This window comes from Streptomyces sp. NPDC021096, from assembly GCF_040641275.1.
GTDB lineage: Bacteria > Actinomycetota > Actinomycetes > Streptomycetales > Streptomycetaceae > Streptomyces.
This window is the reverse complement of sequence record NZ_JBFADG010000012.1, coordinates 139,149-163,555: the sequence shown is the minus strand read 5'-3', so window position 1 is coordinate 163,555 and position 24,407 is coordinate 139,149. Positions and strand designations below refer to the sequence as shown.

Genomic DNA, 24,407 nt, shown 5'->3' with positions numbered 1-24,407 from the left:
GTCAACATATCTGGCGTTGACTTTTGGCACGCTGTTGAGTTCTCAAGGAACGGACGCTTCCTTTGTACTCACCCTCTCGGGCTTTCCTCCGGGCGTTCCCTTCGGTGTTCCACCACTCTATCAGGAGTTTTCCGGCCCCCTTACCGCTCGTTTTCTGCATACGAATGCACGCAGACATACAGAAGCGGATCCGGGAATTGGATCTTATCCGATGGAGTGCCGCCCTCCGCCTTGCCAGCAGTTGACTGCGGGCCTCGGTCGTGGGCAGGAATCTGACAGTACATGCCTCGCCGATCCGAGGCAAATCGATTACGCAGCGCACACGGGGTCCCGCGCGCACGCTCGTGCGGAATCCTCAGTTCCTATGACTTAGGCTTCCGACCAGTGCGCCGTCCAGGACAGGTAGTGACGGCGCGTGATGAATCTCCACCTCTGGGAGGCTTCCCATGACCACCGTGACGTCCCCGATCGCCGGACGCGCCATCGGACTCGCGGCAGTGCCCGATCCGGTCTTCTCCGGCGCGATGGTGGGACCCGGTACCGCCATTGACCCCGTGCGTGAGCCCGCCGCCGCGGTCTCGCCCGTCGACGGTGTCATCGTCTCGCTGCACCCGCACGCGTTCGTCGTCGTCGACGGCGAGGGCCACGGTGTGCTGACGCACCTCGGCATCGACACCGTCCAGCTCAACGGCGAGGGCTTCGAGCTGCTCGTCAACAAGGGCGACACCGTGACGCGCGGGCAGGAAGTCGTGCGCTGGAACCCGGTCGCCGTCGAAGAGGCCGGCAAGTCGCCGATCTGCCCGATCGTCGCGCTCGAGGCCACGGCCGACGCGCTGGCCGACGTCCGCGAAGAGGGCGACCTCAAGGCGGGCGACACCCTCTTCACCTGGCAGTGACGTTTCACCTGCGGTGACCTTGAGCCGTCCGGAGGACGGCGCGTACGACATCCACTGCGGCGGACACGACCCGCCGCATCCAACCGGAGACGGGTGAAATGGAGACAACGCTGCGAGGCGTCGGCGTGAGCCACGGTGTGGCGATCGGCGAGGTGCGGCACATGGGCACGGCGGTTCTCGAGCCGCCGGCCAAGCAGATCCCGGCGGACGAGGCGCCGCGCGAGCAGGGGCGTGCGCGCCAGGCCGTCGAGGCCGTCGCCGCCGACCTCATCGCGCGCGGCAACCTGGCCGGTGGCGAGGCCCAGCACGTGCTCGAGGCCCAGGCCATGATGGCGCAGGACCCGGAGCTGATGGCCGACGTCGAACGGCGCATCACCGTCGGCAGCACCGCCGAGCGTGCGGTGTACGACGCCTTCGCCGCCTACCGCGCGCTGCTCGCCAACGCGGGCGAGTACCTGGCCGGCCGCGTGGCCGACCTGGACGACGTGCGCAACCGCATCGTCGCGCGCCTGCTGGGCGTGCCGATGCCGGGTGTGCCGGACAGCGACGAGCCGTACGTGCTCATCGCGCGGGACCTGGCGCCGGCCGACACCGCGCTGCTGGACCCGACGCTGGTGCTGGGCTTCGTGACCGAGGAGGGCGGGCCGACCAGCCACAGCGCCATCCTGGCGCGGGCGCTGGGGGTTCCGGCCGTGGTGGCGCTGCCGGGTGCCGGGGAGCTTGCCGAGGGCACGGTGGTGGCCGTGGACGGCAGCACGGGCGACATCTTCGTCGACCCGAGCCCGGAGAAGCGTGCGGAGCTGACGAAGGCCGCGGAGGAGCGCAAGGCCGCGCTGTCCGCGTCGTCGGGTCCGGGTGCGACGTCGGACGGGCACAAGGTGCCGCTGCTGGCGAACGTCGGCGGTCCGGCGGACGTGCCGGCCGCGGTCGAGGCGGGTGCGGAGGGCGTGGGCCTGTTCCGTACCGAGTTCCTCTTCCTTGACGACAGTGCGAAGGCGCCGTCGGAGGCCAAGCAGGTCGAGGCGTACCGCAAGGTGCTGGAGGCGTTCCCCGAGGGCCGTGTGGTCGTGCGGGTGCTGGACGCGGGCGCGGACAAGCCGCTGGACTTCCTGACCCCGGCCGACGAGCCCAACCCGGCGCTGGGCGTGCGGGGTCTGCGCACGCTGCTGGACCACCCGGAGGTGCTGCGCACGCAGCTGACCGCGCTGGCCAAGGCCGCGCAGGGGCTGCCGGTCTACCTCGAGGTCATGGCTCCGATGGTGGCGGACCGGACCGACGCCAAGGCGTTCGCCGACGCGTGCCGTGAGGCGGGGCTGCAGGCGAAGTTCGGTGCGATGGTGGAGATTCCCTCCGCCGCGCTGCGGGCGCGTTCGATCCTGCAGGAGGTCGAGTTCCTGTCGCTGGGGACGAACGACCTGGCGCAGTACACGTTCGCGGCTGACCGTCAGGTCGGTGCGGTCTCGCGTCTGCAGGACCCCTGGCAGCCGGCGCTGCTCGACCTGATCGCCCTGTCGGCCGAGGCCGCCAAGGCGGAGGGCAAGAGCTGCGGCGTGTGCGGCGAGGCCGCCTCGGACCCACTGCTGGCCTGTGTGCTGACGGGTCTGGGTGTGACGAGCCTGTCCATGGGCGCTGCCTCGATTCCTTACGTGCGTGCCACGCTGGCCAAGCACACGCTCGCGCAGTGCGAGCGTGCGGCGGCTGCCGCCCGTGCCACGGACTCGGCCGAGGAGGCCCGTCGGGCCGCGCAGGCGGTGCTGTCCGGCGAGTGAGCCGGGGTGGCACGCGTGATGTGCGTGTGAAGTGAGAAGAGAAGGGGTGTCCCGCCGGCCGGCGGGACACCCCTTCTCTTTCAGTCGGCCTCCTCCATGCCGAGGTCGATGCCGGCGCTGTAGTCGACGCCGGGCTCGGGCGGTACGGGTTCGCCGGTGCGTGCGTCGGTGCAGTAGGCGGCGAAGACCTCGGCCTCGCTCAGGGGGCGCAGCCCGCCGTCCTTCAGTCCCCAGCCCCGTACGGTGTCCGGCCGGCCGGGCAGGGTGGTGCGCAGGACGACGCCGCCGGGGCGGTCGGTGGCGAGGCCGGCCGCCAGGACGGTGCAGAAGACGAGGGCCGCCGCCTCGCCCAGCTGCAGTCGGCCGTCGTCGCACTCGGTGGGGAGCACGGCGACGAGTGGGGTGTCCCCTTCGGCCTGGACGCTGCAGACGAGGTGGTGTCTGCCCTCGCCCACGGCCTCGACGATCCGGCGCAGTGCCTGGGAGGCGCGGGCGAAGGCGGCCCGGCCGATGTCCTCTCCGCAGGCGGCGCAGTCGCCGCCGGTGGCCAGCAGGGCGGAGGCGTACTCCCAGGTGGCCTGCTGCTCGGCCTCGTGGACGAGGTGGGGCAGCAGGCGGGTGAGGGGCCGGCCGTCGTAGGTGACCTTGGTGCCGGCCGCGGCGACCTCGGCCGTGTAGCGGGTGCGGCTGAGGGCGGTGTCGGGGTCGAGGTGCAGGTCGGTGCAGTACTCCTCGTAGTCCACGGGGTCGAACAGGGCGATGCTGGTGTAGGTGCCCTGGGCGGCGAGTGCGCGCAGGTGACCTTCCATCTGCCGCAGGTAGGTGGTGTGGTCGTCGAAGTGGAAGCTGTCGTACCGCCGCATGGCGGCGAAGTCCCTCCCGTCGGCCAGGACGGCCACGGTGCTCGGCGTCTCGTTGCGCAGCCTGCGTCGCGCGGTCGGCCGCCGCCGGTCGTTGTCGGTGTGCGCCATGTGCTTCTCCCCCTCAGCGCGAGCGATCGATGCTCACTCACAGTAACCGGGGGGTCTGACAACGGGCCGTCCGGCGGCGGTCGGCCGGTCAGCGGCGTTCGCGTCCCAGGCGTTCGTAGAAGGCGAGGAGTCCGGGGGCGTCGACGGATCCGAGGTTGACCGCCTTCTCCAGCGGGGTGCCCTGGAGCAGGCGTTTGACGGGGACCTCGATGCGCTTGCCGGTGAGGGTGTGCGGGATGCCCGGGACCTCGATGACCTCGTCGGGGACGTGGCGCGGGGAGAGTTGTTGGCGGATGGTGCGCTTGATGCGGTCGAGAAGGTCGTCGTCGAGCGTGGCGCCGGGGGCGAGGTGGACGAAGAGGGGCATCCAGTAGCCGCCGTCGGGCTGTTCGACGCCGATGACGAGGGATTCGCGGATCTCGGGGAGGCGTTCGACGGCCTCGTAGATGTCGGCGGAGCCCATGCGGACGCCCTGCCGGTTGAGGGTGGAGTCGGAGCGGCCGTGGATGACGACGGTGCCGCGGGAGGTGAGGGTGATCCAGTCGCCGTGCCGCCATACGCCCGGGAACATCTCGAAGTAGCTGTCGCGGTAGCGGCTGCCGTCCGGGTCGTTCCAGAAGTGGATCGGCATCGAGGGCAGGGGGGCGGCGACGACGAGCTCGCCGACCTCGTCGACGACGGGCTTGCCGCGGGCGTCCCAGGCCTGGAGGTCCGTGGCGAGGCAGGGGGCCTGCAGCTCGCCGATGTAGACCGGGAGGGTGGGCACCGCGCCCGCGAAGCAGCTGCAGACGTCCGTGCCGCCGCTCACCGAGGCGATCCACATGTCCTCGGCCACCTCGTCGTGGATCCACCGGAAGCCGTCCGGCGGCAGCGGCGAGCCCGTGGTGGCGACGCACTGGACGCGGGAGAGGTCGAAGTCGCGGCCCGGGTGGATACCGGCCTTGCGACAGGCCATGACGTACGCGGCGGAGGTGCCGAAGAGTGTGGCGCCGGTGCGCTCGGCGATGCGCCACTGGGCGGCGGTGTCGGGGTGGCCGGGGCTGCCGTCGTACAGGACGACGGTGGAGCCCACCAGGAGGCCGGAGACGAGGAAGTTCCACATCATCCAGCCGGTGGAGGTGTACCAGAAGAAGCGGTCGCCGGGGCCGAGGTCGCAGTGGAGGGCGAGCTGCTTGAGGTGTTCGACGAGGATGCCGCCCTGGGACTGGACGATGGCCTTGGGCAGGCCGGTGGTGCCCGAGGAGTAGAGCACCCACAGGGGGTGGTCGAAGGGGACCTGTTCGAAGACCGGTTCGGTGTCGGCCGACACCAGCACGTCCCACTCCAGGGCGCCTTCCGGGGCCGGCGTGCCCAGCAGGGGGATGTGGACGACGGCGCGCAGGGTGGGCAGTTCGGCGCGCAGCTCGGCGACGACGTCGGTGCGCTCGTGGCGCTTGCCGCCGTAGTGGTAGCCGTCGACGGTGAACAGGACGACGGGTTCGACCTGCTGGAAGCGGTCCAGGACGCTGCGGGCGCCGAAGTCGGGGGCGCAGGAGGTCCACACGCCGCCGACGGCGGCGGTGGCCAGGAGGGCGACGACGGCCTGCGGGACGTTGGGCAGGTAGCCGCTGACGCGGTCGCCGGGGCGTACGCCGATGCGGCGCAGCTCGGCGGCCAGGGAGCCGACCTGGCGGCGGAGCTCGGCCCAGGTGACGGGGCGCGGTTCGTGGGTCTCGTCGACGTGCAGGAGGGCGGGTTCGCCGGCTCTGGCGGGGTCCTGGGCGGCGCGCAGGGCGTGCTCGGCGTAGTTGAGGGTGGCGCCGGGGAACCAGCGGGCGCCGGGCATGGCGCGGTCGGCGAGGACGCGCTCGTAGGGGGTGGAGAAGCGGACGTCGCACCACTCGGTGAGGGCCTGCCAGAACGGCTCGGGTTCCTCCACCGACCAGCGGTGCAGGGCCGCGTAGCTCGCGACGGGGTCGCCGGCGACGGGTGCGGGGGCGCCGTGCCGCTCGGCCGCCCGGCGGTGGAAGCGGGTGACCTGGGCGCGGGCGATGCGGTCCTCGCCCGGGCTCCACAGGGGCTGCGGCGAGTCGGCGGGCTGCGGTGCGGTGGTCATCTGGCTGCTCCCGGGCGGTACGCGTCGTGGGCGGCGCCGTGGCACGGCGGGATCGGCGCGTGACACGGCTGACCAGGACGATGCCATGTGATCGACTCCCGCACCAGGGGTGGTGTCACACCGCCATGTGGGGGGCACGCCCTGCTGGGGTGAACGCCGGTTGAACGCTGCGCGAGGCGGATGGGGACGGTGGCAGGGTGAGCGACATGGACGCGGGTGACCTTGTGCGAACGGTGAAGTGGATGGCCTCGTTGCGGACCGTGGGGAGCGCACAGGGCCTGCGGTCCGTGCGCTCGGCGTGGCGGCGGCGCCGGGTGGACGCGGCCGGGCTGCCGCGGCCGGGGGCGCAGCGGGCGCGGGTGCCGGGGCCGGCGGAGGGTGCGGATCCGGAGCCGGGGGGCGGGGTGGTGCGGTTCGCGCGGTCGTCGCTGCGGGTGCGGGTGGCGGCGGGCGGTGCGGTGTTCTGCGGGTGGGACGGGGCGGCTCCGGAGCCGTCGTACGCGCTGGCGGGGCCGGTGCCGGAGGTGGACGAGCGGGCGGTGCTGGAGCCGGACACGGACGGTGGCTGGCGGGTGGTGTCGGAGCGGGTGCTGGTGGTGGTGTCCCGGCACGGGGCGGTGGAGGTGCGCACGCCGGGCGGGGTGATGCTGCGCCGTGATCTGCCGCCGCGCTGGTGGGAGCCGGTGGCGGGGGCATCGGGCGGTGCGCGCTGGGTGCAGCGTTCGGAGGTGGCGGCGGACGCGCGGTTCTTCGGGCTGGGCGGGCGGGCGGCGGGGCCGCGGCTGCGGGACGGGGTGTACCGGCTGTGGAACACCGATCCGGGGGGTGCGTTCGAGCCGGGGGACGATCCGCTGTACATCACGATGCCGGTGCAGCTGGTGGTGGCGGACGCGGGCACGCATCTGGCGTTCTGCGACAACACCTGGGACGGCCGGGTGACGTTGTGGGAGGGCGAGGAGGGGGCGGGGTCGGGGCACGACCGGCCGGGGCGCTGCGAGATGCGGATGGAGGGCGGTCCGCTGCGCTCGTGGGTGGTGGTGGGCACGCCGGCGCGGGTGCTGCACGGCTGGGCGGCGTTGACGGGCGGGGCCGCGCTGCCGCCGGCGTGGGCGCTGGGGTACCAGCACGCGCGCTGGGGGTTCGGCAGTGAGGGCGAGGTGCGGCGGGTGGTGGCCGGTTACCGGGAGCGGGGGCTGCCGCTGTCGGCGGTGCATCTGGACATCGACCACTACCGGGGGCACCGGGTGTTCACCGTGGACCGGGAGCGGTTCCCGGATCTGCCGGGGCTGGCGGCCGATCTGCGCGGCGAGGGCGTGCGGCTGGTGTCGATCGTGGATCCGGCGGTGAAGGTGGAGCCGGGGCTGGAGGTGTACGACAGCGGGCGGGAGGCGGGGGCGTTCGTGCGGGACGCCCGGGGCGAGGACGTGCGGGGCGAGGTGTGGCCGGGTGAGTCGGTCTTTCCCGATTTCACCGATCCGGGGGTGCGCCGGTGGTGGGGCGGGCTGTACGCGGAGCGGCTGGTGCAGGGCTTCTCCGGGGTGTGGCACGACATGAACGAGCCGGTGTCGTTCGCGGCGTTCGGTGATCCTTCGCTGCCGCTCTCGGCCCGGCACGCGCTGGAGGGGCGCGGCGGCGACCATCGCGAGGCGCACAACGTGTACGGGCTGTCGATGGCGCGGGCGGGCTACGAGGGCCTGTGCGCGCTGCGGCCGCAGGAGCGGCCGTTCCTCTTCTCGCGGTCGGGCTGGGCGGGCATGCAGCGCTACGGCGGCACGTGGTCGGGGGACGTGGCGACGGGCTGGCCGGGGCTGCGGGCGTCGTTGGCGCTGGTGCTGGGGCTTGGGCTGTGCGGGGTGCCGTACTCGGGGCCGGACGTCGGGGGGTTCACCGGCTTTCCGTCGCCCGAGCTGTTCGTGCGGTGGTTCCAGCTGGGTGCGTACATGCCGCTGTTCCGTACGCATGCGGCGATCACGGCGGGGCGGCGGGAGCCGTGGGAGTTCGGGGCGGAGGCGCTGGAGCACACGGGGGCGGCGCTTCGGGAACGGATGCGGCTGTTGCCGTACTACGTGACGCTGGCGCACCTGGCGCAGCGGACGGGGGCCCCGTATGTGCGGCCGGTGTGGTGGCGCTCGCCGGAGGACCGGGCGCTGCGGGACTGCGAGGACGCGTTCCTGCTGGGCGATTCGCTGCTGGTGGCGCCGGTGCTGGAGGCGGGGGCGGACCGGCGGGCGGTGCGGTTGCCGCGCGGGCGGTGGTACGACACGGCGACGGGGCGGGCGCACGAGGGGCCGGGGCAGGTGCTGCTGGACGCTCCGCTGTCGCGTGTTCCGGTGCTGGCGCGGGCGGGTTCGGTGGTGCCGGTGGCGGGTGCGGACGGGGCGGTGGAGCTGGAGGTGTGGCCGCCGGCGGCGGGGCGTACGGGGGGCGGGGTGCTGATCACGGACGCGGGTGAGGGGTGGGGGCGGCCGGAGGTGGTGCGGTTCACGACCCGGTCGCGGAACGGGCTGGTGACGGTCGAGCAGGAGGGGGCGTCGGAGGTGGGGTACCCGGTGCGGTTGCGCGGCTGAGGCGCCGTACCCCCTTCCCCGGGGCCGCGGCACCTGGTAGTTGAGGGGGTCATGTCGAGACTCTCCGTTGTGCTGCGCGCCGTGGTGGCGGCGCTCGTCCTTCCCGTCGCCGCCGTGTCCGCTCCCGCGGTGGCCGCTACTGCCGCGCCGGGAGGTCCGCAGCGGCAGGCTCCGCCCGGCTTCGTCGCCCTCGCCGAGGTGGATCCCACGATCGTGCAGGAGATGCGGTACGCCGGGGTGCACAACTTCACCGGCCACCGTGTCGAGGGCTACGAGCGTCCGCGCTGTCTGCTCACGCGCCCGGCCGCCGAGGCGCTGCGCCGGGCGCAGCGCGGGCTGCTGCGGCAGGGGTACACCCTCAAGGTCTACGACTGCTACCGGCCGCAGCGTGCGGTGAACGACTTCGTGGCGTGGGCGAAGGATCTCGGGGACGTGCGGATGAAGGGGGAGTTCTATCCGCGGGTGGAGAAGTCGCGTTTGTTCGAGGACGGCTACATCGCGGCGAAGTCGGGTCACAGCAGGGGCAGCACGCTGGATCTGACGGTGGTGCGGTTGCCGGCGTGGCCGACGCGGCCGTATGTGCCCGGTGAGCCGCTCGTGCCGTGCTTCGCGCCGAGGGCGGAGCGGTTTCCCGACAACTCGGTCGACATGGGCACCGGCTTCGACTGTTTCGACACGCTCTCCCACACCCTCGATCCGCGGGTGCAGGGCCGGCAGCGGGCCAACCGGCTGCTGCTGAAGTCGGCCATGGAGCGGGCGGGTTTCGGCAATCTCCCGGAGGAGTGGTGGCACTACACGCTGAAGGGCGAGCCCTATCCGTCGACGTATTTCGACTTCCCCGTGCGCTGACGCGACGGCTCTTGACGCTCCTGCGGGGCCGCAGAACACTGCCCGTTGCCGCGCGGCCTTCCGCGCGGTCCTTGCCGACCGGCTTCCGACTGGGGAGACGCCATGACGGGCTCGTACGTAGCCGCGATCGATCAGGGCACCACCTCGAGCCGCTGCATGATCTTCGACCGGGACGGGGCGGTCGTCGCCGTCGACCAGCGGGAGCACCGGCAGATCTTCCCCCGGCCCGGCTGGGTGGAGCACGACGCGAGCGAGATCTGGGCGAAGGTGCAGGCGGTGGTGGCCGGTGCGCTGTCCCGGGCGGGGCTGCGGGCGGACGAGCTGAGCGCGCTGGGCATCACCAACCAGCGCGAGACGACGGTGCTGTGGGACCGCGCCACGGGCCGGCCCGTGCACAACGCCGTCGTCTGGCAGGACACCCGCACCGCGGCGCTCTGCCGCGAGCTGGGCGGCGCGGAGGGGCAGGACCGGTTCCGGCGGGCGACGGGGCTGCCGCTGGCCAGTTACTTCTCCGGGCCCAAGTGCGCCTGGCTGCTGGATGAGGTGCCGGGGCTGCGGCGGCGGGCGGAGAACGGGGAGATCGCCTTCGGGACCGTCGACTCCTGGCTGATCTGGAATCTGACGGGCGGTACGGACGGGGGCGTGCACGTCACGGACGTCACCAACGCCTCCCGCACCCTGCTGATGGACCTGGAGAGGCTGGAGTGGGACCCGCGGATCCTGGCGGCGATGCGGATCCCCGAGGCGGTGCTGCCGGAGATCCGCTCGTCGGCGGAGGTGTACGGGCGGGCCACCGGCCGGCTGGCCGGGGTGCCGGTGGCGGCCGCGCTCGGCGATCAGCAGGCGGCGGTCTTCGGGCAGACGTGCTACGGGGTGGGCGAGGCCAAGAACACCTATGGCACCGGAAGCTTCCTGCTGCTGAACACCGGGACCAGGCCCGTGCCGTCCAAGAGCGGTCTGCTGACGACGGTGGGGTACCGGCTCGGTGGTGAGGACCCGGTGTACTGCCTGGAGGGCTCGATCGCGGTGACGGGCTCGCTGGTGCAGTGGGTCCGCGACCAGCTGGGCCTGATCCGTTCGGCCGACGAGATCGAGGCGCTGGCGGCGAGCGTCCCCGACAACGGGGGCGCGTATGTGGTGCCCGCGTTCTCCGGGCTGTACGCGCCGTACTGGCGCTCCGACGCCCGTGGTGTGATCACGGGGCTGACGCGCTACGTCACCAGGGCGCACCTGGCGCGGGCGGTGCTGGAGGCGACCGCCTGGCAGACGCGCGAGGTGGTGGACGCGATGGCCGGAGACTCGGGCGTGCGGATCACCGAGCTGAAGGTGGACGGTGGGATGACCGTCAACGGCCTGCTGATGCAGCACCAGGCCGATGTGCTGGGGGTGCCGGTGATCCGTCCGGTGGTCGCGGAGACGACCTCGCTGGGGGCGGCTTACGCCGCCGGGCTCGCCACGGGGGTGTGGCGGGATCTGGACGAGCTGCGGTCGCACTGGCGGCGGGACGCGCGGTGGGAGCCGCGGATGGACGGGGCGGAGCGGGAGCGCGAGTACCGCCAGTGGCGCAAGGCGGTGGAGCGTACGCTCGGCTGGCTCGACGAGGACGTTTAGGCGCGCCGCGTCGTCAGACGGCTGGAGGGTTCGTCAGACGGCGGCGGCCCGGCGGTCGGTGATGCCCGCGGCGAGCGCGTGTTCGACGACGGAGACCAGGACGTGCTTGACGGACTCGCGCTCGCGGGCGTCGCACATGATGACGGGCACCTCGGGGTCGAGGTCGAGGGCGTCGCGGACGACTTCCTCGGGGTAGCGGACCGCACCGTCGAAGCAGTTGACGGCGAGGGTGAAGGCGATGCCGCGCCGCTCGAAGTAGTCGACGGCGGCGAAGCAGTCCTCCAGGCGCCGGGTGTCGGCCAGGACGACCGCGCCGAGCGCGCCCTGCGCCAGTTCGTCCCACAGGAACCAGAAGCGGTCCTGGCCGGGGGTGCCGAAGAGGTAGAGGACGAGGTCCTCGCGCAGGGTGATGCGGCCGAAGTCCATGGCGACGGTGGTGGTGGTCTTGGCCTCGACGCCGGAGGTGTCGTCCACCGGGCGGCCCGCCTCGGTCAGCAGTTCCTCGGTGCGCAGCGGCTTGATCTCGCTGATGGCACCGACGAGGGTGGTCTTGCCCACGCCGAAGCCGCCGGCGACGAGGACCTTGAGGGCCACCGGGGTGACCGAGGGTCGTATCCGGCGGTCAGAGCGCCCGAACACCATGGGTTTCTCCTCCGATTCAGGGTCAGTGCGGCATCGCGCTCCCCCGTGGTAGTGATCGTTCCGTAAGGACCACCGCCTCGACAACCCCCGTCCGGTCCGCCCCGGGCCGGCACCGGACCGGCCGGGTCCGGTGCCGGCCCGGGGCGGCCGGTCACAGCGCCCGCAGGCCCGCGATCACCTCGCGCAGGATGCCCGCGTCGGGCAGCTCCGCCGGCGGGACCGGGCGCGAGGCCCGGACGTAGCCGGCGTCGATCAGGTCGCCGACGAGGACGCGGACCACGCCGACCGGGAGGTCGAGCCCGGCGGCGAGTTCCGCGATGGACCGGGGTTCCTCCAGGGCGAGCTCGGCGATGTCGAGGTGCTCCGGGGAGAGGGTCCGGTCGGCGATGGCGTGTGCCCCGCCGGGGTGGGACACCAGGAAGTCCTCGGCGACGACGAGCGCGATCAGGTCGAGCCGCTCCTCGGCCGGGCCCCGCGTGCGGCCGCGGGTCATGGCGTACGGACGGACCACGGGGCCCGCCGCGTCGTCGTACCAGCGGGCCTCGTGCGCGGGGTCTCCGGTCATGCCGCCGGTCACTCGTCGGCGACGCCGGCGCGCGGAGCGGTGGCCAGGTGCGTGCCCACCCGCTTGACGAGCAGCGTCATCTCGTAGGCGACCTGGCCGATGTCGGAGTCGGCGTCGGCCAGGACGGCCAGACAGCTGCCGTCGCCGGCGGCGGTGACGAACAGGAACGCCTCGTCCAGTTCGACCATGGTCTGGCGGACCTGGCCGGCCGCGAAGTGGCGGCCCACGCCCTTGGCGAGGCTGTGGAAGCCGGACGCGACGGCTGCCAGGTGCTCCGCGTCCTCGCGGGTGAGCCCCTTGGAGCTGCCGGTGGCCAGGCCGTCGCTGGAGAGCACGAGTGCCCTGCTGATGCTGCTGACGCGCTCGACGAGTTCGTCGAGGAGCCAGCTGAGCTCACCGGTGCCGTTGGTCTGCCGGGCCGGGTCCGTCTGCGACGGAGCGTTGCGTATGGCGGCCTTCGGTGCGGTCATCGACCGTCCCCCTCAATTGTCGTTCCTGGTGCTGTGGTGCTCGGTGGGTTCGTCGTCCCCCGGTGCCCCGGCCCGTCATTGTGCTCCCGCCCGCGTTCCCAGCCGCGCTGCAGGGCCGCCATGCGGGCCCGTACCTCCTCGGCGTCGCGGTCGGCGCCGGCGTCGGCGGGGTCCGGTTCGGGACGGGTGCGGGCGGCCGGGGCCTCCTTCAGCTGCGGCACGAGGCTGGCCTGGCGCACGCGCCGGGGGAGGCCGCCGGTCGGGGTCCGTTCGGCGTCGGGGCCGTCGGGGGCCTGGTGGTGCTGCTCTCCCGGCCCGCCGTCGAGCGGGCGGAGCGCGGGCTCCGCCCCGGCCGGGCCGGGGGCGGGCCGCTTGCGCGGGAGCGGGCGGCCGCCGGTGTCCTCGGTGCGCCGGGCGCCGCCGAGGGGCAGCGTGTCGGTGAGCAGCGTGGAGGGGATGAGCACGACGGCCGTGGTGCCGCCGTACGGGGACGTCTGCAGGCTGACGCGGATGCCCTGGCGCTGGGCGAGCCGGCTGACCACGAAGAGGCCGAGGCGGTCGGTGTCGGAGAGCTCGAACTCGGGGGTCTCGGCGAGGCGCAGGTTGGCCTCGAGCATCGCGTCGGGGGTCAGGCCCAGGCCGCGGTCGTGGATCTCCAGGGTGAAGCCGTTGGAGACGCGTTCGCCGAGGACCTGGACGGTGGTGTGCGGCGGCGAGAAGACGGTGGCGTTCTCGAGCAGCTCGGCGAGGAGGTGGGTGAGGTCGGCGACGGCGGGGCCGTTGAGGGCCAGGCGCGGCAGCCGGCGCACCTCGATGCGTTCGTACGCCTCGACCTCGCCGACGGCCGCGCGGACGACGTCCATCAGCTGGATGGGCTTGCGCCACTGCCGGGAGGGGGCGGCGCCGGAGAGGATGACCAGGCCCTCCGCGTGGCGGCGCATGCGGGTGGTGAGGTGGTCGAGGCGGAAGAGGTCGGCGAGTTCGTCGGTGTCCTCGGTGCGCCGCTCCATGGTGTCCAGGAGGGTCAGCTGACGGTGCAGCAGCACCTGGCTGCGGCGGGCGAGGTTGACGAAGACGTCGGAGACCCCGCGGCGCATGTCGGCCTGCTTGACGGCGGCCTCGACGGCGGCGCGCTGGAGGGTGTCGAGGGCCTGGCCGACCTGGCCGAACTCGTCGGAGCCGTGGGCGCGGCGGGGGGCCTCGGCGTCGACGTCGACCCGTTCGCCGGCCGCGAGGCGGCGCATCACGGCGGGCAGCCTCACGCCCGAGATCTCGTGGGCCTCCTTGCGCAGCCGGCGCAGGTCCCTGACCAGGCCGCGGCCGATGCGCAGGGAGATGACGAGCGAGGTGACGAGGGCGGCGAGGCCGAGGACGGCGGCGATGGCGGCCTTGATCAGGACGCCGATGGCGACGGGCCGTACGCGGGCGCCGAAGCGCTCGGCGGAGTCGACGCCCATCCGGCCGAGGTCGTCCAGGACGGGGCCGGAGGCGGCCTGCCAGCGCTGGGCGTCGGTGACGTGGGCGGCCCGGGCGGCGCCGGCGAGGATCACGGTGTCCTCGGCGGAGCGCAGCGCCTGGGCGTGGGCTCCGCGCCAGTAGTCGTCGAAGATCTTCTGCTCGGAGTCGGGCAGGGCGGCCAGGTGGGTGCTGTAGAGCACGCGGCGCTCGGCGACGCGGTCGGAGAAGGACCGCAGGTCCTGTCTGCTCATGCTGCCGGCGGCGAGGGCGGCGGCGAGCAGCGCGTCCTGGCGGGAGAGGGCCTCGCGGGCGCGGGCGATGCCGACCAGGGCGCGGCCCTGGCGGTCCATGCCGGCGTCCTGGAGGGCGCTGAGGCTGCCGAGGAAGTCGTAGTAGGGCTCGACGAGTTCGTTGTAGGCCTGGAGCGCGGTGTAGCGGGTGAGGGTGTTGTCCTCGACCTTGCGGCGCAGGCCCTCGATGCCGTCGAGGCTCTTCTCGATGGTGTGGAAACGATTCGCCGCCTCGGCGGCGATCTCGTCGCGCACGCCGTCGTGGAACCGGGCGCGGAAGTCGGCGACCGTCCTGTCGGTCAGGCGCTGCCGTTCGCGCAGCTCGGCCAGGGCGTCGCCGCGCCGGGGGTCGGCGAGGTAGACCAGCGTCTGGCGGCGTTCCTTCTGCAGCGACCGGACCATGTCGTCGGCGGGGTAGCCGACCTTGCGCATGATGTCGGCGACGGACAGCAGGCGAACGGCCTCGTTGCCGGTGATGACGGTGGCGAACGCCCATAGGCCGGTCAGGGACACCAACGGCACCATCAGCAGCGCCACGATCTTCCGGCGGATCGACTTCCCGCGCAGGCGCATGGCCTCCCCTCCGTCAACCCCGGCGCACGGGGGTGGTGTTCCGACAGTAATGCGGCGTGAGCCTACTACTGCGGGGTACGCGCCTCGAAGACCAGTACGGCCGACGGATGGGGGTCTGGCCGGAATCCCCCTCCCCGGGGGAACCTTTGGGGGTCATTGTGCGCTCTTCTCCTATGGAGACGGAGCCCGGGGCAGCCACTGGGGGAGGTGAGCCGCCATGGACCACGACCACGACATCCCGTCGTACGCCCGCAGGCCGTTGTGGGTCGAGGAGCCGGCCCGAAGGCCGCGCATGCCCGATCCCGTCCGCACGTCCGCGGTGCGGGCGTTCCTCATCGTCGCGGTGACGCTGGTTCAGACCGTCGTGACGATACTGCTGGCGCTGTCCGGCTCCTGGTTCGCCTTTCCCGCGGTGCTGTGCGCGGTGGCCTGCACGGTGGCCGCGACCTGGGGGGTGCTCGATGTGTACGTGACCCGGCAGGTGTGGCTGCAGCGGCACGGCGTGGTGTCCGTGCCGAGCAGCACGGCGCGCCCGGTACGCCGGGTGCGGCGCCCGCACTTCCCCTGACCGGCGGTGGGCCGGGGGCGTGCGGGCGCGGGCGTCAGCGTCCGGCCACCGCCGGCTCGGCGCTCTCCTCCTCCACGGGGCGGCGGAACATCCGCGTGGCCGTGATCTCGCCGTGCACCTTCTCGGCCTCGGGGTCCTGAGGCTGCGGCAGTCCGGGCCGCAGGTGCTCCTCGACGCTGATGTACTTCAGCCCCGCCCGCAGGTCCGCGTCATTGCGCAACCGGATGACCAGCGGGAACTCCGCCAGCGCCGTGGTGTCGAACAGGCCGGTCGTATAGAGCAGCTGCACGCCCAGGGCGTCGGCGACGGCCCGCTGGAGCTCCAGCAGGTACGTGGCGTTGGCGCGGCCGATGGGGTTGTCCAGGAACAGCGTGCCGGCGTGCCGCTGCTTGTCGCGGCCCCGGTCGTTGCTGCGCAGCGCCGCCATGGTGCAGTACAGCGCGATGGCGGCGGTCAGCAGCTGGCCGCCGGAGAAGACGTCGCCCATCTGCCGGACCGGGACCCGCTCGGCGCGCAGCACCGCGTCGGGCTTGAGGATCTCCACGGCCACGCCGCGCGGCAGCAGCGCCGCGTGGACGCCGCGCAGCAGCAGGGACATGCCGTCGCGGCGCAGGTCGGAGTTCTTCTTGACGGCGGAGCGGGTCGCCTCGTCGATGACCTCGCCCAGGCGCTCGGTGAGCGTGGACTGGTCGGGGTCCTCGAAGCGGATGCGCAGGAACTCCTGGCCGGACCACTCCCCCAGGCCCTCGGGCAGCCGGGACAGGCGCTGGGCGGAGCGCAGGGTGGTCAGCGAGGACTCCACCAGGCCGCGCAGCCGGTCGACGATGCTGTCGCGGTTGCGCTCCAGCTGCTCCAGCTCGTCGGTCAGCACCCGCAGCCGGGGCGCGAAGGCCTCGGCCCAGGCGGCGGCGTGCTCCGGCAGGGCGGCGGCGGGCAGTTCGCGGATCTGCTGGCGGGCGGGGGTGCGCACCTGCTCGTAGCGGGTGGAGTTGGCGTGGCGCACGAGGACGTCGCTCGCCTCGCGGACGGAGGCCTCGGCGGCCGACAGGTCGCCCGCGCAGCCGCGCAGGGAGCGCCGGGCCTCGGCGGCCGTCTGCCGGGCCTCCTCGAGCGTCCCGGCGTACGGCTCGGGCTGCTCGGCGTCCTCCTCGGGGGAGTTGTCGCGCATCAGGTCGCGCAGGAGCGCGCAGGTGTCGTCGAAGCCGGTGGCGGCGTCCTCGGCGGCGCGGTGGGCGCGCACCAGGTCGGCGTGGGCGCGGCGGGCGCCGTCGAGGGCGTCCGTGCGGGCGGCGAGCTCGGAGGTGGCGGTGCGCAGCAGCTCCTTGGCCCGGTCGGCGTCCGCGGGCACGAGCTCCTCGGGGAGCTCGGTGTGGGCGTCGCCGTCGGCGGGGGCGAGGCGCTCGGCCTCGCCGCGCAGGCGGCCCAGCTGCTCGCTGGCGGTGGACGCGCGGGTCTCCAGCATCGCCACGAGGGCCTCGGCGCGGGCGACCGCGGCCTGGCGGGAGGGGCCGTCGGCGCCGTCGGTGCCCTCGAGGAGCTGGGCGGCGCGGGTACGGACCTTGTTGGTGAGGCGGTCGAGCTCGGCGCGGGCGGCGCTCTCGTCGCTCTCGGCGCGGGCCTGCTCGGCGCGCAGGTCGGCGCCGACGCCGACCTTCTCGTACAGCTGGGAGGCGGCGCGGTAGGCCTCGCGCAGGGCGGGCAGGGACACGGCGGGCGGCTCGGTGCCCTCGGGTACGTCATCGGGGGCGCCGGCGATCTCGGCGCGCTCGGCGCGCAGGGCGCGGGCGGTGCGGCGGGCGTCGTCGGCGGCGCGCTGGGCGGCGCGGCGGTCCTCGTCGGCGGCGCGGGCGCGGTCCACGCAGACCGCCGCCTGCTCCTCGGCCTCGGCGGCCTCCTCGGCGAGTTCGCGCTGGCGGCTCTGCCAGTTGGCGCGCTCGCGCAGCCGGTAGGCGAGGCCGGCGAGCGCGTCGGCGACGCGGCGGGCGCGCTGGGCGGCCTCCTGCCGCTCGTCGCGGACGCGGGCCGTCTCGGCGGCGACCTCGTCGGCCTCGGCGCGGGCGGTGCGCAGCTCGGCCAGTTCGCGCTGGGCGGTGTCGGCGGTGGTACGGGAGCGCTCGGCCTCGGCGGCCAGCTCGGCGAGGCGGCCGGCGGGGCAGCCGGCGCGCCAGGAGGCCAGGCGGGCGGCGAGCGTGCGGTCGCCGGCGAGGCGGGCCGCCACGGTGCGGATCTCCTCGTCGCGGGCCATGGCGCGCTCGCGCAGGGCGTGCCGCTCCTCGTCGGCGGCGCGCTCGTCGTGCATGGCGGGGTTCGGGGGTACCAAAAAGACGCCCGAGTCGGCCGCGCCGGTGTCCGGGGCGGGGGCGAGGAGGGCCTCGGCGGTGCCGACGGCCACGGCGGAGCGCGGCAGCAGCGAGGCGGCGCCGAGCACCTCGCGGGCGCGGGTGTGGGAGTCGGCGTCGGTGATGACGACACCGTCGACGAGCTCGGGGCGGGCGGCGAGGACCGCGGCGTGCCGGGCGGGGTCGACGGCCTGGGCGAGATAGCGCCAGCCGGGCAGGGCGGGGATGCCGTGCTCGCCGAGGAACTCGACGGCCGCGAGGACGTCGGGGCTGGGGGGCAGCAGCCCGCCGTCGCCGAGGGCGCCCAGGATGCGGGAGTCGTCGGCGGCCGCGGTGCGCAGGTCGAACAGCTTGCGCTCGGCGCCGGCGACGCTCTCGTCGAGCATCTCGCGCAGCGCGTCGGCGTTGCGGTCGAGCTCCTCGGCGGTCAGCGGACCGTTCTCCGCGCGGTCGCTCCGGGCGGCGGACGCGGCCGCCCAGACGGCGCCGGGGTAGCCGCTGGCGACGGGCTCGTCCTGGCCGGTGCGCTGGCCGGGCAGCCGGCCCGCGGCGGGCGACTCGGGCAGTCCGAGCAGGTCGAGCAGGCGCTGGTCGGCGCCGATCGACTCGGCCGCGCGGCGCTCGGAGGCGTACGCCGACTCGGCGGCCGTGGCGGCGTCGGCGGCGCGGGCCGCGGCCAGCTCGGCACGGCTCTCGGCGGCGGCCGTCTCCTTGGCCTGCTCGGCGGCCTGGCGGGCGGCCTCGCGGGCGCTGTCGTAGGCGGCGACGGCCGGCTTCTCGGCGTCGCTGGCGGCGAGCGCGGCGCGGGCGGGGTCGGCGTCGGGTGCGGTGTCGTCGAGCCAGCCGGCGCGCACCGCTTCGGCGGTCTCCTGCTCGACCTCGGCCAGGCGCTGGCGCAGGTGGCCGGACTCGCTGCGGGCGCGCTGCGCCTCGGTGGCGGCGGCGGTGGCGTCGCGGTGGGCGGCCTCGCCGGTCTCCTGCAGGACGGCGGAGCGCTCCTCGTGCTCGTTGGCCAGGCGCTCGCCCTCCTCCGCGGCGGCGTTGAGGGCGCGTACGAGCTCGGTGGCCGCCTGGGAGCGGGCGGCCAGCGCCGGGGCGGCGTCCCGCTCGGCCTCGTGGATGGCGGCGGCCACGCGGGCGGAGCGGTCGGCGGCGGCGCGGTGGCGCAGCACGGTCTCGGCGGCCTGCCAGGCGGAGTGCAGAGTGCGGGCGTCGTTGAGCTCGCGGCGCTGGGCGGCGGCGGCCTTCTCGGCGGCGGCCAGGGCCAGCGAGGCGTGCCGGTAGGCGAGTTCGGCGGCGATCAGCGAGCGGCGGCCGCGCTCGGTCTCGGCCGCGGTGACGGCGTCCGCGGCGGCGTCGACCTGGTCGGCCAGCTCGGCGGCGCGGCCGCGCTCCTGGTCACCGCGTGCGGACAGGCGGCGGGCCAGGACGCGGGTGCGGCGCTCGGCCGCGGCGTGCACGCCGCGGGCCGCGTCGCGCTGCACGGCGGCCTCGGCGATGCGGGAGAGCAGGTCGAGGGAGCCGGCGGTGAAGTCCCGCTCGGCGGTGAGCTCGGCGCGGCGGCCCAGCTTGTGGGCGAAGCCGTGCACGAGGTCGGCGAGGCCGTCGGTGTCACGGGTGTCGGTGACCGCGCGCAGCAGCAGATCGGTGAAGTCGGAGTCGTTCTTGACGGCGAAGAGGCCGGCGGCCTCGCCCTCGTCGGCGTTCATCTCGCGCTGGTAGCGGAAGAGTTCGGGGTCCAGGCCCAGCTCGCCCAGGTGTTCGTTCCAGCGCTCGTGGATCTCCTCCCACACCACGTCCAGGTTGGGGTAGGCCTTGCCGGCCTCGGTGAGGACGTCCCGGAAGCCCTTCATGGTGCGGCGGCGGCCGCGGGCGCCGGAGGCGCCGTCGGCGGCCGGGCGCATCGCGGTGGACTCGGCGACGGGCAGCGAGTCCAGGCTCATGCCGGGGCCGGGGCGGAAGGAGTACCAGGCCTCGGCGAACTTGCGGGGGTCGTTGGAGACCTGCCGGCCGCGCCACTCGCTGACCTTGCCGACGACGATGGACTCGCCGGTCAGGACGTGCTGCCACTCCAGGGCGACGTGGCCGCAGTCGTCGGCGAGGAGGAACTTGCGCAGCACGCCGGAGCTGGCGCCGCCCAGGGTGTTGCGGTGGCCCGGCAGCATCACCGAGAAGATCAGCTTGAGGAGTACGGACTTGCCGCCGCCGTTCTCCAGGAAGAGCACGCCGGCCGGTGCGGGGCGGCGCGGCGGGCCCATGGGCTCGTCCTCGAAGAACTCCGCCTGCGCGGGCGCGGGAGAGGGCACCGGGGCGCCCACCCCGCGCAGGTCCAGCACGGTGTCGGCGTAGCGCGCACCGGCGGGCCCGATGGAGTAGAGGCGGACCCGGGACAGCTCGTACATGGCGGACTCTCGTTGTCGTTTACGGGCGGTGGATCAGGACGAGTGGAAGGGCAGGCCGGCGTCGGCCACCAGGTCGAGGTCGTCGGCGTGGTCCGGCGGCAGGAGGCTGGCGCCGCCGTCGGCGACGGGCACGACGCCGAGCTCCAGGAGCTCGGTCATGGCGGCGCTGCCGGCCATGTCGCGGACCTGCAGCTGGTAGCGGGCGGTGGTGCGGAAGGCGCCGCCCGCGTCGTCGCCGGTGCGCTGCAGGAAGCCGGAGTCGACGAGGAAGGCGACGGCCTTGGCGATGATGCCGGTGGTGGAGCCGGCCAGGCGGCGGGCGTCCTTGGTGGCGCCGGTGGCGCTGCGGCGCGCGTAGACCCGCCAGGCGGCCTCGAGGCCGGGGGCGTCGGTGGTGGGGTCGGTGTTCTCGCCCTGTTCGGCGGCCTTCTCCTCCAGGCGGCGGCAGGCCTGGCGGACGAAGGCGTCGACGCCGTTGACGGTGATGCGGCCGATGTAGCCGTCGTCGGCGAGGTCCTCGGGGCGCGGGAAGGCCAGGGCGGCGACGGCGAGGTGGGCGAGGCCGTGCAGGAAGCGGTCGGCGGAGTCGGCGGTGGCGCGGCGGGCGTAGTCGCCCATGCGGACGGCGAAGACGGAGTCCTCGGCGGCGGTGACGGCCATGCCGGCCCGGGTGGAGACCTCCAGGACGATCAGCCCGAGCCCCGCGGCGACGGCGTCGGCCAGGCGTGCGAAGGCGGGCTCGTCGCGGTGGCGGCGCAGCAGCTCGGTGTACTCACCGTCCCGGGCCGGCTGCAGCTTGGGCTGGAGGCCGAACGCGATCAGGCGCGCGGCGTCGGCGGCGTCGGCGGGCGTGACCTGTGCGGTCCCGCTCGCGGCGGGGGCCTCCTCGCCGCCGGCCGCGGCGTCCGGCTCCGCCGGTTCGTAGGCGTCGTACTCAGTCACGGTCGGTGCTCCTGCTGGGGGTGTGCGTGGTGTCGCGGTCGGTTCGGCAGCGCCGGGGACGTGGCCGGGGGCTGATCGCCGTCCCGGCGGAGAGGGAACCCGCTCACACCGCCTCCTGGCGGTCCGCGGCCATGCCGGCCGCGTCCAGCAGGGCCGTGCCGACGATGAGGTCGGCGCCGCCGAACTCCGGGTCGTCGAGGACGGTGCCGTCGTCGACGGCGAAGAGCAGGGACTGCTCGCCCTGGCGGTAGGCGGTGCCGACCGAGGGGCTGGCGGCGTGGACGGCCAGCAGGGCGAGGAGGTAGGGCAGTTCGGGGTCGCGGCGGCGGGCCTCGGCGAGGAGGCCGGACAGGCGGCGGGGCGCGTCCGGCGGCAGGGCGAGGAGCTCCATGGCGCTCGCGAGCTGTTCCTCGCTGAAGCGGCTGTCGTCGGGGGTGGCGATCAGGTCCGGCTCGGGCATCTCGGCGCCCAGGTGCTCGCGCTCGGTGGGCGGCGTCAGCAGCATCTCGACGAGGTCGCCGACGCGCACCGAGGACGGTGTGCGCAGGCCCGTGCCCCGGGCGAAGAACGCGTCGGTGACGCGCCCGGCCTGTTCCAGGGGCAGCGGCAGCAGGGGCGCCAGGAGCTGCCCGTACAGGTCGAGGCCGGACTGGGCGGCCGGGGTCGCGAAGGCCTGGCGGTCCTGCTCGGCGCGGAAGAGGGGGCCGGCCTCCAGCAGCCGGGACTGCAGCTGGGTGTGGCGGCGGATGCAGTCCTTGACGATGTCGACGAGCTCGGCGGCGCGCCGCTTGTGCTCGGGCTCCTCGGCCTCGTCGCGGGCCTTGCGGATGTTGGTGAGGATCGCGTTCTCGTGGCGGTAGCGGTCGGCCACGTGGTCGAGGGCCTCGGCGATCATGTCGGGGACGGCGCGCAGCCAGTCGACGGCGCGGACGTTGCGGCGCGTGGCGTCGAGGGTCTTGCGGAGGGTCTCGGCGTACTGCACCGTGCGGTAGCGGGCCTGCTCGGCGGCGAGCTGGGCGTCGGCGAGGCGGCCGCGGCTGATGAGGACCTCGAGCTTGACCTCGGCGGCGATCTGGGCGCTGGTGACGTCCGTGTCGAGGGCGCCGACCAGGACGTTGACGGCCTCGTCGGTGGTGCGCAGGAAGACCGTGCCGCCGGGGCCGGGGACCTCCTCGACGAGCTTGAAGTCGTAGTCGCGCCGGACGTAGACACCGTCCGCCCCGAACGTGCCGTAGACGGCGCGGAAGCCCCGGTCGACGCTGCCGACGTTGATGAGGTTCTCCAGCACCCAGCGGGCGACGCGCTCGTGCTCGGCGTGGGGCCGCTCGGGCGCCTGGGCGGCGACGCGGGGCTGGAGCCGGGCGACTATCTGCTCGTGGTCGGCCCCGGTGTCGAAGTCCATGTTGAGCGTGACCAGGTCGATGGCGGCGAGCGCCACCTCCGCCATCGCGTAGACGCCGTATTCGCCCGCGAGGTTGGCCTTGCGGGCGTCGAGGTCGTGCAGGGGCGCGGTGCAGGCCAGCGCGCGCAGCCTACGGGCCAGGCCCTCGTCGGCGGCCGGGCCCGGGGCTGGGCGCGAGGACCCGTTGAGCTGGGGCGGAACGGCCGCCGGGGCTGCAGAAGTCACGTCGCACAGAGTAGGCGGTCGCACCGACAACGGACGAAACGGCACGGGCTCGCCGCGGCGGGGCGGCCCACCAGTCTAGAGCGGGGGCCGCCGCGGTCCGGTGGTGGGCGGCCCCTCAGACCGCGAATGCGTACATGATGGCGATATTGCACCCAAGAAGGATGAACGCGGTCGGAAGTTGCGCCTTGATGGGCCCGTACTGGTCCTTGAGCTCCAGGAGCGCGGCGGGCACGACGTTGTAGTTGGCCGCCATGGGTGTCACCAGCGTGCCGCAGAAGCCGGCGAGCATGCCGACGGCGAGGACGGCGGCGGGGTTGCCGTGCGCCTGTTCCACCAGCACCGGCCAGCCGACGGCGGCGGTCATCACGGGGAAGGCGGCGAAGCCGTTGCCCATGACGACGGTGAAGAGGAACATTCCGACGCAATAGGCGACGACCGCGAGGAAGACGGACCCCTCCGGCAGCACGGAGGTGGTGATCCGGCGGACCTGTTCGCCGACCCCGGCCGCCGAGAAGATCGCACCGAGCGTCGCGAGCAACTGCGGCAGCAGCATGGCCCAGCCCATCGACTCCAGGATCGACCGCCCGGCGTGCACGGGCGTCGACAGGCGCCGCTCCCGCAGCATCACCATGCCGACGGCGAGCGCGACCACGGAGCCGATGCCCAGGCCCAGCACCGTCTCGCTGCCCTTCTGCAGGACCGGTTCGCCGCCGACGGAGAGCCTCTTGACACCGACCGCGCAGACCAGCGCGACGAACGGGATGGTCAGGGCGGGCACGAAGAGCCGGAACCCGAACCGCCGGGCGCCCGCCCCCCGCTCCCGGAGCGTGGCGGTACGGGCCGTGCCGCGCCCGGTGAAGCCGAAGCCCGCGAGGCAGATCATGGCGAGGACGGCGGCGCCCAGCGGTTCGGGGGGCGCGCTCTTGTCCACCACCCAGGTGCTGTAGACGAAGCCCACGCCGAGCAGGCCCCAGAACGCCGCCGTGCCCAGGCGCTTGGGGTTGGTGCGGTCGGCGGCCATCTGGGCGGCCATGACCACGAAGATGCCGCCGACGAGCCAGAAGAACCACTCCGCCTTGATCACTTGACGGCCCCCGCGGTGCCGGCCGCCGCGTGCTCCAGCGTGCGGTCCAGGCGCAGCAGCCGCCACCCGTGGACGGCCAGCGCGCACAGGGCGGTGGGTATCGCCCAGAGCGCGAGCTCCAGCGGTTCCAGGTGAGTGTGGTACGTCGTGTTGACGAAACCGGTGATCAGGAGGATCGATCCGACGGCCAGGAAGACGTCCTCCCCGAAGAACAGTCCGACGTTGTCGGCGCTGGCGGCGAAGGACCGCAGCTTCTCCCGCGCCGTCTCACTCAGCGGGCCGTGGCGGCGTTCGGCCGCGCCCTCGGCCATGGGGGCGGCGAGCGGGCGTACGGTCTGGGCGTGCCCGAACACGCTCATGAGCCCGAGGGCCGCCGTGGCCTGGCGCAGCAGGAGGTACAGGGCGAGGAAGCGGCCGGGGGTGAGCCTGCCGAAGCGGGCGACGACGGCGCGGGCCTGTTCCTGGAGGCCGTAGCGCTCCAGGAGGCCGATGACCGGGAGGGTGATGGCGAAGATGGTCACCGCGCGGCTGGAGGCGAAGCCGGTGCCGAAGGCCGCCAGCACCTCCCGGGGCGACAGGCCGCCCAGCAGGCCGGTGACGATGCCCGCCGCGCCCACCACCAGCAGGGGGTTGCGCCTGGTGGCGAAGCCGGCCACCACGACGAGGACGCCCAGCAGTACGAGCATGCG

At 74.1% G+C, this 24,407-nt stretch carries 16 protein-coding genes and 1 pseudogene; 6 read left to right on the top strand and 11 right to left on the bottom strand.

The window, feature by feature from the left end:
- Positions 1 to 446 precede the first annotated feature (446 nt).
- Together AB0G59_RS18310 and ptsP are read left to right on the top strand one after the other, a co-directional pair.
- Positions 447 to 896 (top strand): PTS glucose transporter subunit IIA, encoded by a 450-nt coding sequence (locus tag AB0G59_RS18310; protein WP_071964746.1) that lies wholly within the window; start codon positions 447 to 449, stop codon positions 894 to 896.
- A 98-nt stretch (positions 897 to 994) separates the two neighbouring features.
- Positions 995 to 2,665 (top strand): phosphoenolpyruvate--protein phosphotransferase, encoded by a 1,671-nt coding sequence (gene ptsP / locus AB0G59_RS18305; protein WP_071964745.1) that lies wholly within the window; start codon positions 995 to 997, stop codon positions 2,663 to 2,665.
- Positions 2,666 to 2,745: 80 nt separating this feature from the next.
- On the opposite strand, the gene AB0G59_RS18300 is transcribed toward ptsP, so the two are convergent.
- Positions 2,746 to 3,636, bottom strand: a complete 891-nt coding sequence (locus AB0G59_RS18300; RefSeq protein WP_360912739.1) for a hypothetical protein — start codon at positions 3,634 to 3,636, stop codon at positions 2,746 to 2,748.
- An 88-nt stretch (positions 3,637 to 3,724) separates the two neighbouring features.
- A complete protein-coding gene (locus tag AB0G59_RS18295; RefSeq protein ID WP_360912737.1) occupies positions 3,725 to 5,731 on the bottom strand; it encodes an acetoacetate--CoA ligase in 2,007 nt (668 codons plus the stop codon).
- Positions 5,732 to 5,937: 206 nt separating this feature from the next.
- On the opposite strand from AB0G59_RS18295, the gene AB0G59_RS18290 reads away from it, so the two are divergent.
- The 3 genes from AB0G59_RS18290 (at position 5,938) to glpK (ending at position 10,758) form a co-directional block, all read left to right on the top strand.
- Complete coding sequence (locus AB0G59_RS18290) at positions 5,938 to 8,298, top strand: glycoside hydrolase family 31 protein (RefSeq protein WP_360912747.1); 2,361 nt, start codon at positions 5,938 to 5,940, stop codon at positions 8,296 to 8,298.
- A 51-nt stretch (positions 8,299 to 8,349) separates the two neighbouring features.
- Positions 8,350 to 9,147, top strand: a complete 798-nt coding sequence (locus AB0G59_RS18285) for a M15 family metallopeptidase (protein WP_360912735.1) — start codon at positions 8,350 to 8,352, stop codon at positions 9,145 to 9,147.
- 102 nt (positions 9,148 to 9,249) lie between these two features.
- Positions 9,250 to 10,758: a glycerol kinase GlpK gene (glpK, locus tag AB0G59_RS18280; RefSeq protein ID WP_071964742.1), complete on the top strand. Its 1,509-nt coding sequence runs from the start codon at positions 9,250 to 9,252 to the stop codon at positions 10,756 to 10,758.
- Between the two features lie 33 nt (positions 10,759 to 10,791).
- Here the strand turns inward: glpK and AB0G59_RS18275 are convergent, their stop codons facing one another.
- The 4 genes from AB0G59_RS18275 to AB0G59_RS18260 all read right to left on the bottom strand — a co-directional run bounded on the left by AB0G59_RS18275 (position 10,792) and on the right by AB0G59_RS18260 (position 14,756).
- Positions 10,792 to 11,400, bottom strand: a complete 609-nt coding sequence (locus tag AB0G59_RS18275; RefSeq protein WP_360912733.1) for an ATP/GTP-binding protein — start codon at positions 11,398 to 11,400, stop codon at positions 10,792 to 10,794.
- Between the two features lie 151 nt (positions 11,401 to 11,551).
- Positions 11,552 to 11,965, bottom strand: a complete 414-nt coding sequence (locus tag AB0G59_RS18270) for a DUF742 domain-containing protein (RefSeq protein ID WP_360912731.1) — start codon at positions 11,963 to 11,965, stop codon at positions 11,552 to 11,554.
- Between the two features lie 8 nt (positions 11,966 to 11,973).
- A complete protein-coding gene (locus AB0G59_RS18265) occupies positions 11,974 to 12,435 on the bottom strand; it encodes a roadblock/LC7 domain-containing protein (RefSeq protein ID WP_360912729.1) in 462 nt (153 codons plus the stop codon).
- Positions 12,432 to 14,756: a nitrate- and nitrite sensing domain-containing protein gene (locus AB0G59_RS18260; protein ID WP_360912727.1), complete on the bottom strand. Its 2,325-nt coding sequence runs from the start codon at positions 14,754 to 14,756 to the stop codon at positions 12,432 to 12,434. Before AB0G59_RS18260 ends, AB0G59_RS18265 begins: the two co-directional genes overlap by 4 nt.
- A gap of 217 nt (positions 14,757 to 14,973) precedes the next feature.
- Here AB0G59_RS18260 and AB0G59_RS18255 point away from each other — a divergent pair.
- Positions 14,974 to 15,309 (top strand): annotated as a pseudogene (locus AB0G59_RS18255) (hypothetical protein); the annotation flags it as partial.
- Positions 15,310 to 15,358: 49 nt separating this feature from the next.
- On the opposite strand, the gene AB0G59_RS18250 reads toward AB0G59_RS18255, so the two are convergent.
- The 5 genes from AB0G59_RS18250 to AB0G59_RS18230 all read right to left on the bottom strand — a co-directional run bounded on the left by AB0G59_RS18250 (position 15,359) and on the right by AB0G59_RS18230 (position 24,404).
- Positions 15,359 to 20,065, bottom strand: coding sequence for a hypothetical protein (locus tag AB0G59_RS18250; RefSeq protein ID WP_360912725.1), 4,707 nt, complete (start codon positions 20,063 to 20,065; stop codon positions 15,359 to 15,361).
- A gap of 33 nt (positions 20,066 to 20,098) precedes the next feature.
- Positions 20,099 to 21,007 (bottom strand): hypothetical protein, encoded by a 909-nt coding sequence (locus tag AB0G59_RS18245; RefSeq protein WP_360912723.1) that lies wholly within the window; start codon positions 21,005 to 21,007, stop codon positions 20,099 to 20,101.
- A gap of 103 nt (positions 21,008 to 21,110) precedes the next feature.
- Complete coding sequence (locus AB0G59_RS18240; protein WP_360912721.1) at positions 21,111 to 22,634, bottom strand: hypothetical protein; 1,524 nt, start codon at positions 22,632 to 22,634, stop codon at positions 21,111 to 21,113.
- Between the two features lie 115 nt (positions 22,635 to 22,749).
- A complete protein-coding gene (locus AB0G59_RS18235; RefSeq protein ID WP_360912719.1) occupies positions 22,750 to 23,718 on the bottom strand; it encodes a DUF979 domain-containing protein in 969 nt (322 codons plus the stop codon).
- The gene (locus tag AB0G59_RS18230) at positions 23,715 to 24,404 is read right to left on the bottom strand and encodes a DUF969 domain-containing protein (RefSeq protein ID WP_360912717.1); all 690 of its coding nucleotides are present in this window, start codon (positions 24,402 to 24,404) and stop codon (positions 23,715 to 23,717) included. The genes AB0G59_RS18235 and AB0G59_RS18230 overlap by 4 nt, the downstream gene beginning before the upstream one ends.
- Positions 24,405 to 24,407 lie beyond the last annotated feature (3 nt).

Excerpts from the sequence above, each read along its gene's own strand:
- AB0G59_RS18310 (WP_071964746.1), top strand. The coding sequence starts at position 447 with ATGACCACCGTGACGTCCCCGATCGCCGGACGCGCCATCGGACTCGCG.
- ptsP (WP_071964745.1), top strand. The coding sequence starts at position 995 with ATGGAGACAACGCTGCGAGGCGTCGGCGTGAGCCACGGTGTGGCGATC.
- AB0G59_RS18300 (WP_360912739.1), bottom strand. The coding sequence starts at position 3,636 with ATGGCGCACACCGACAACGACCGGCGGCGGCCGACCGCGCGACGCAGG.
- AB0G59_RS18295 (WP_360912737.1), bottom strand. The coding sequence starts at position 5,731 with ATGACCACCGCACCGCAGCCCGCCGACTCGCCGCAGCCCCTGTGGAGC.
- AB0G59_RS18290 (WP_360912747.1), top strand. The coding sequence starts at position 5,938 with ATGGACGCGGGTGACCTTGTGCGAACGGTGAAGTGGATGGCCTCGTTG.
- AB0G59_RS18285 (WP_360912735.1), top strand. The coding sequence starts at position 8,350 with ATGTCGAGACTCTCCGTTGTGCTGCGCGCCGTGGTGGCGGCGCTCGTC.
- glpK (WP_071964742.1), top strand. The coding sequence starts at position 9,250 with ATGACGGGCTCGTACGTAGCCGCGATCGATCAGGGCACCACCTCGAGC.
- AB0G59_RS18275 (WP_360912733.1), bottom strand. The coding sequence starts at position 11,400 with ATGGTGTTCGGGCGCTCTGACCGCCGGATACGACCCTCGGTCACCCCG.
- AB0G59_RS18270 (WP_360912731.1), bottom strand. The coding sequence starts at position 11,965 with ATGACCGGAGACCCCGCGCACGAGGCCCGCTGGTACGACGACGCGGCG.
- AB0G59_RS18265 (WP_360912729.1), bottom strand. The coding sequence starts at position 12,435 with ATGACCGCACCGAAGGCCGCCATACGCAACGCTCCGTCGCAGACGGAC.
- AB0G59_RS18260 (WP_360912727.1), bottom strand. The coding sequence starts at position 14,756 with ATGCGCCTGCGCGGGAAGTCGATCCGCCGGAAGATCGTGGCGCTGCTG.
- AB0G59_RS18250 (WP_360912725.1), bottom strand. The coding sequence starts at position 20,065 with ATGTACGAGCTGTCCCGGGTCCGCCTCTACTCCATCGGGCCCGCCGGT.
- AB0G59_RS18230 (WP_360912717.1), bottom strand. The coding sequence starts at position 24,404 with ATGCTCGTACTGCTGGGCGTCCTCGTCGTGGTGGCCGGCTTCGCCACC.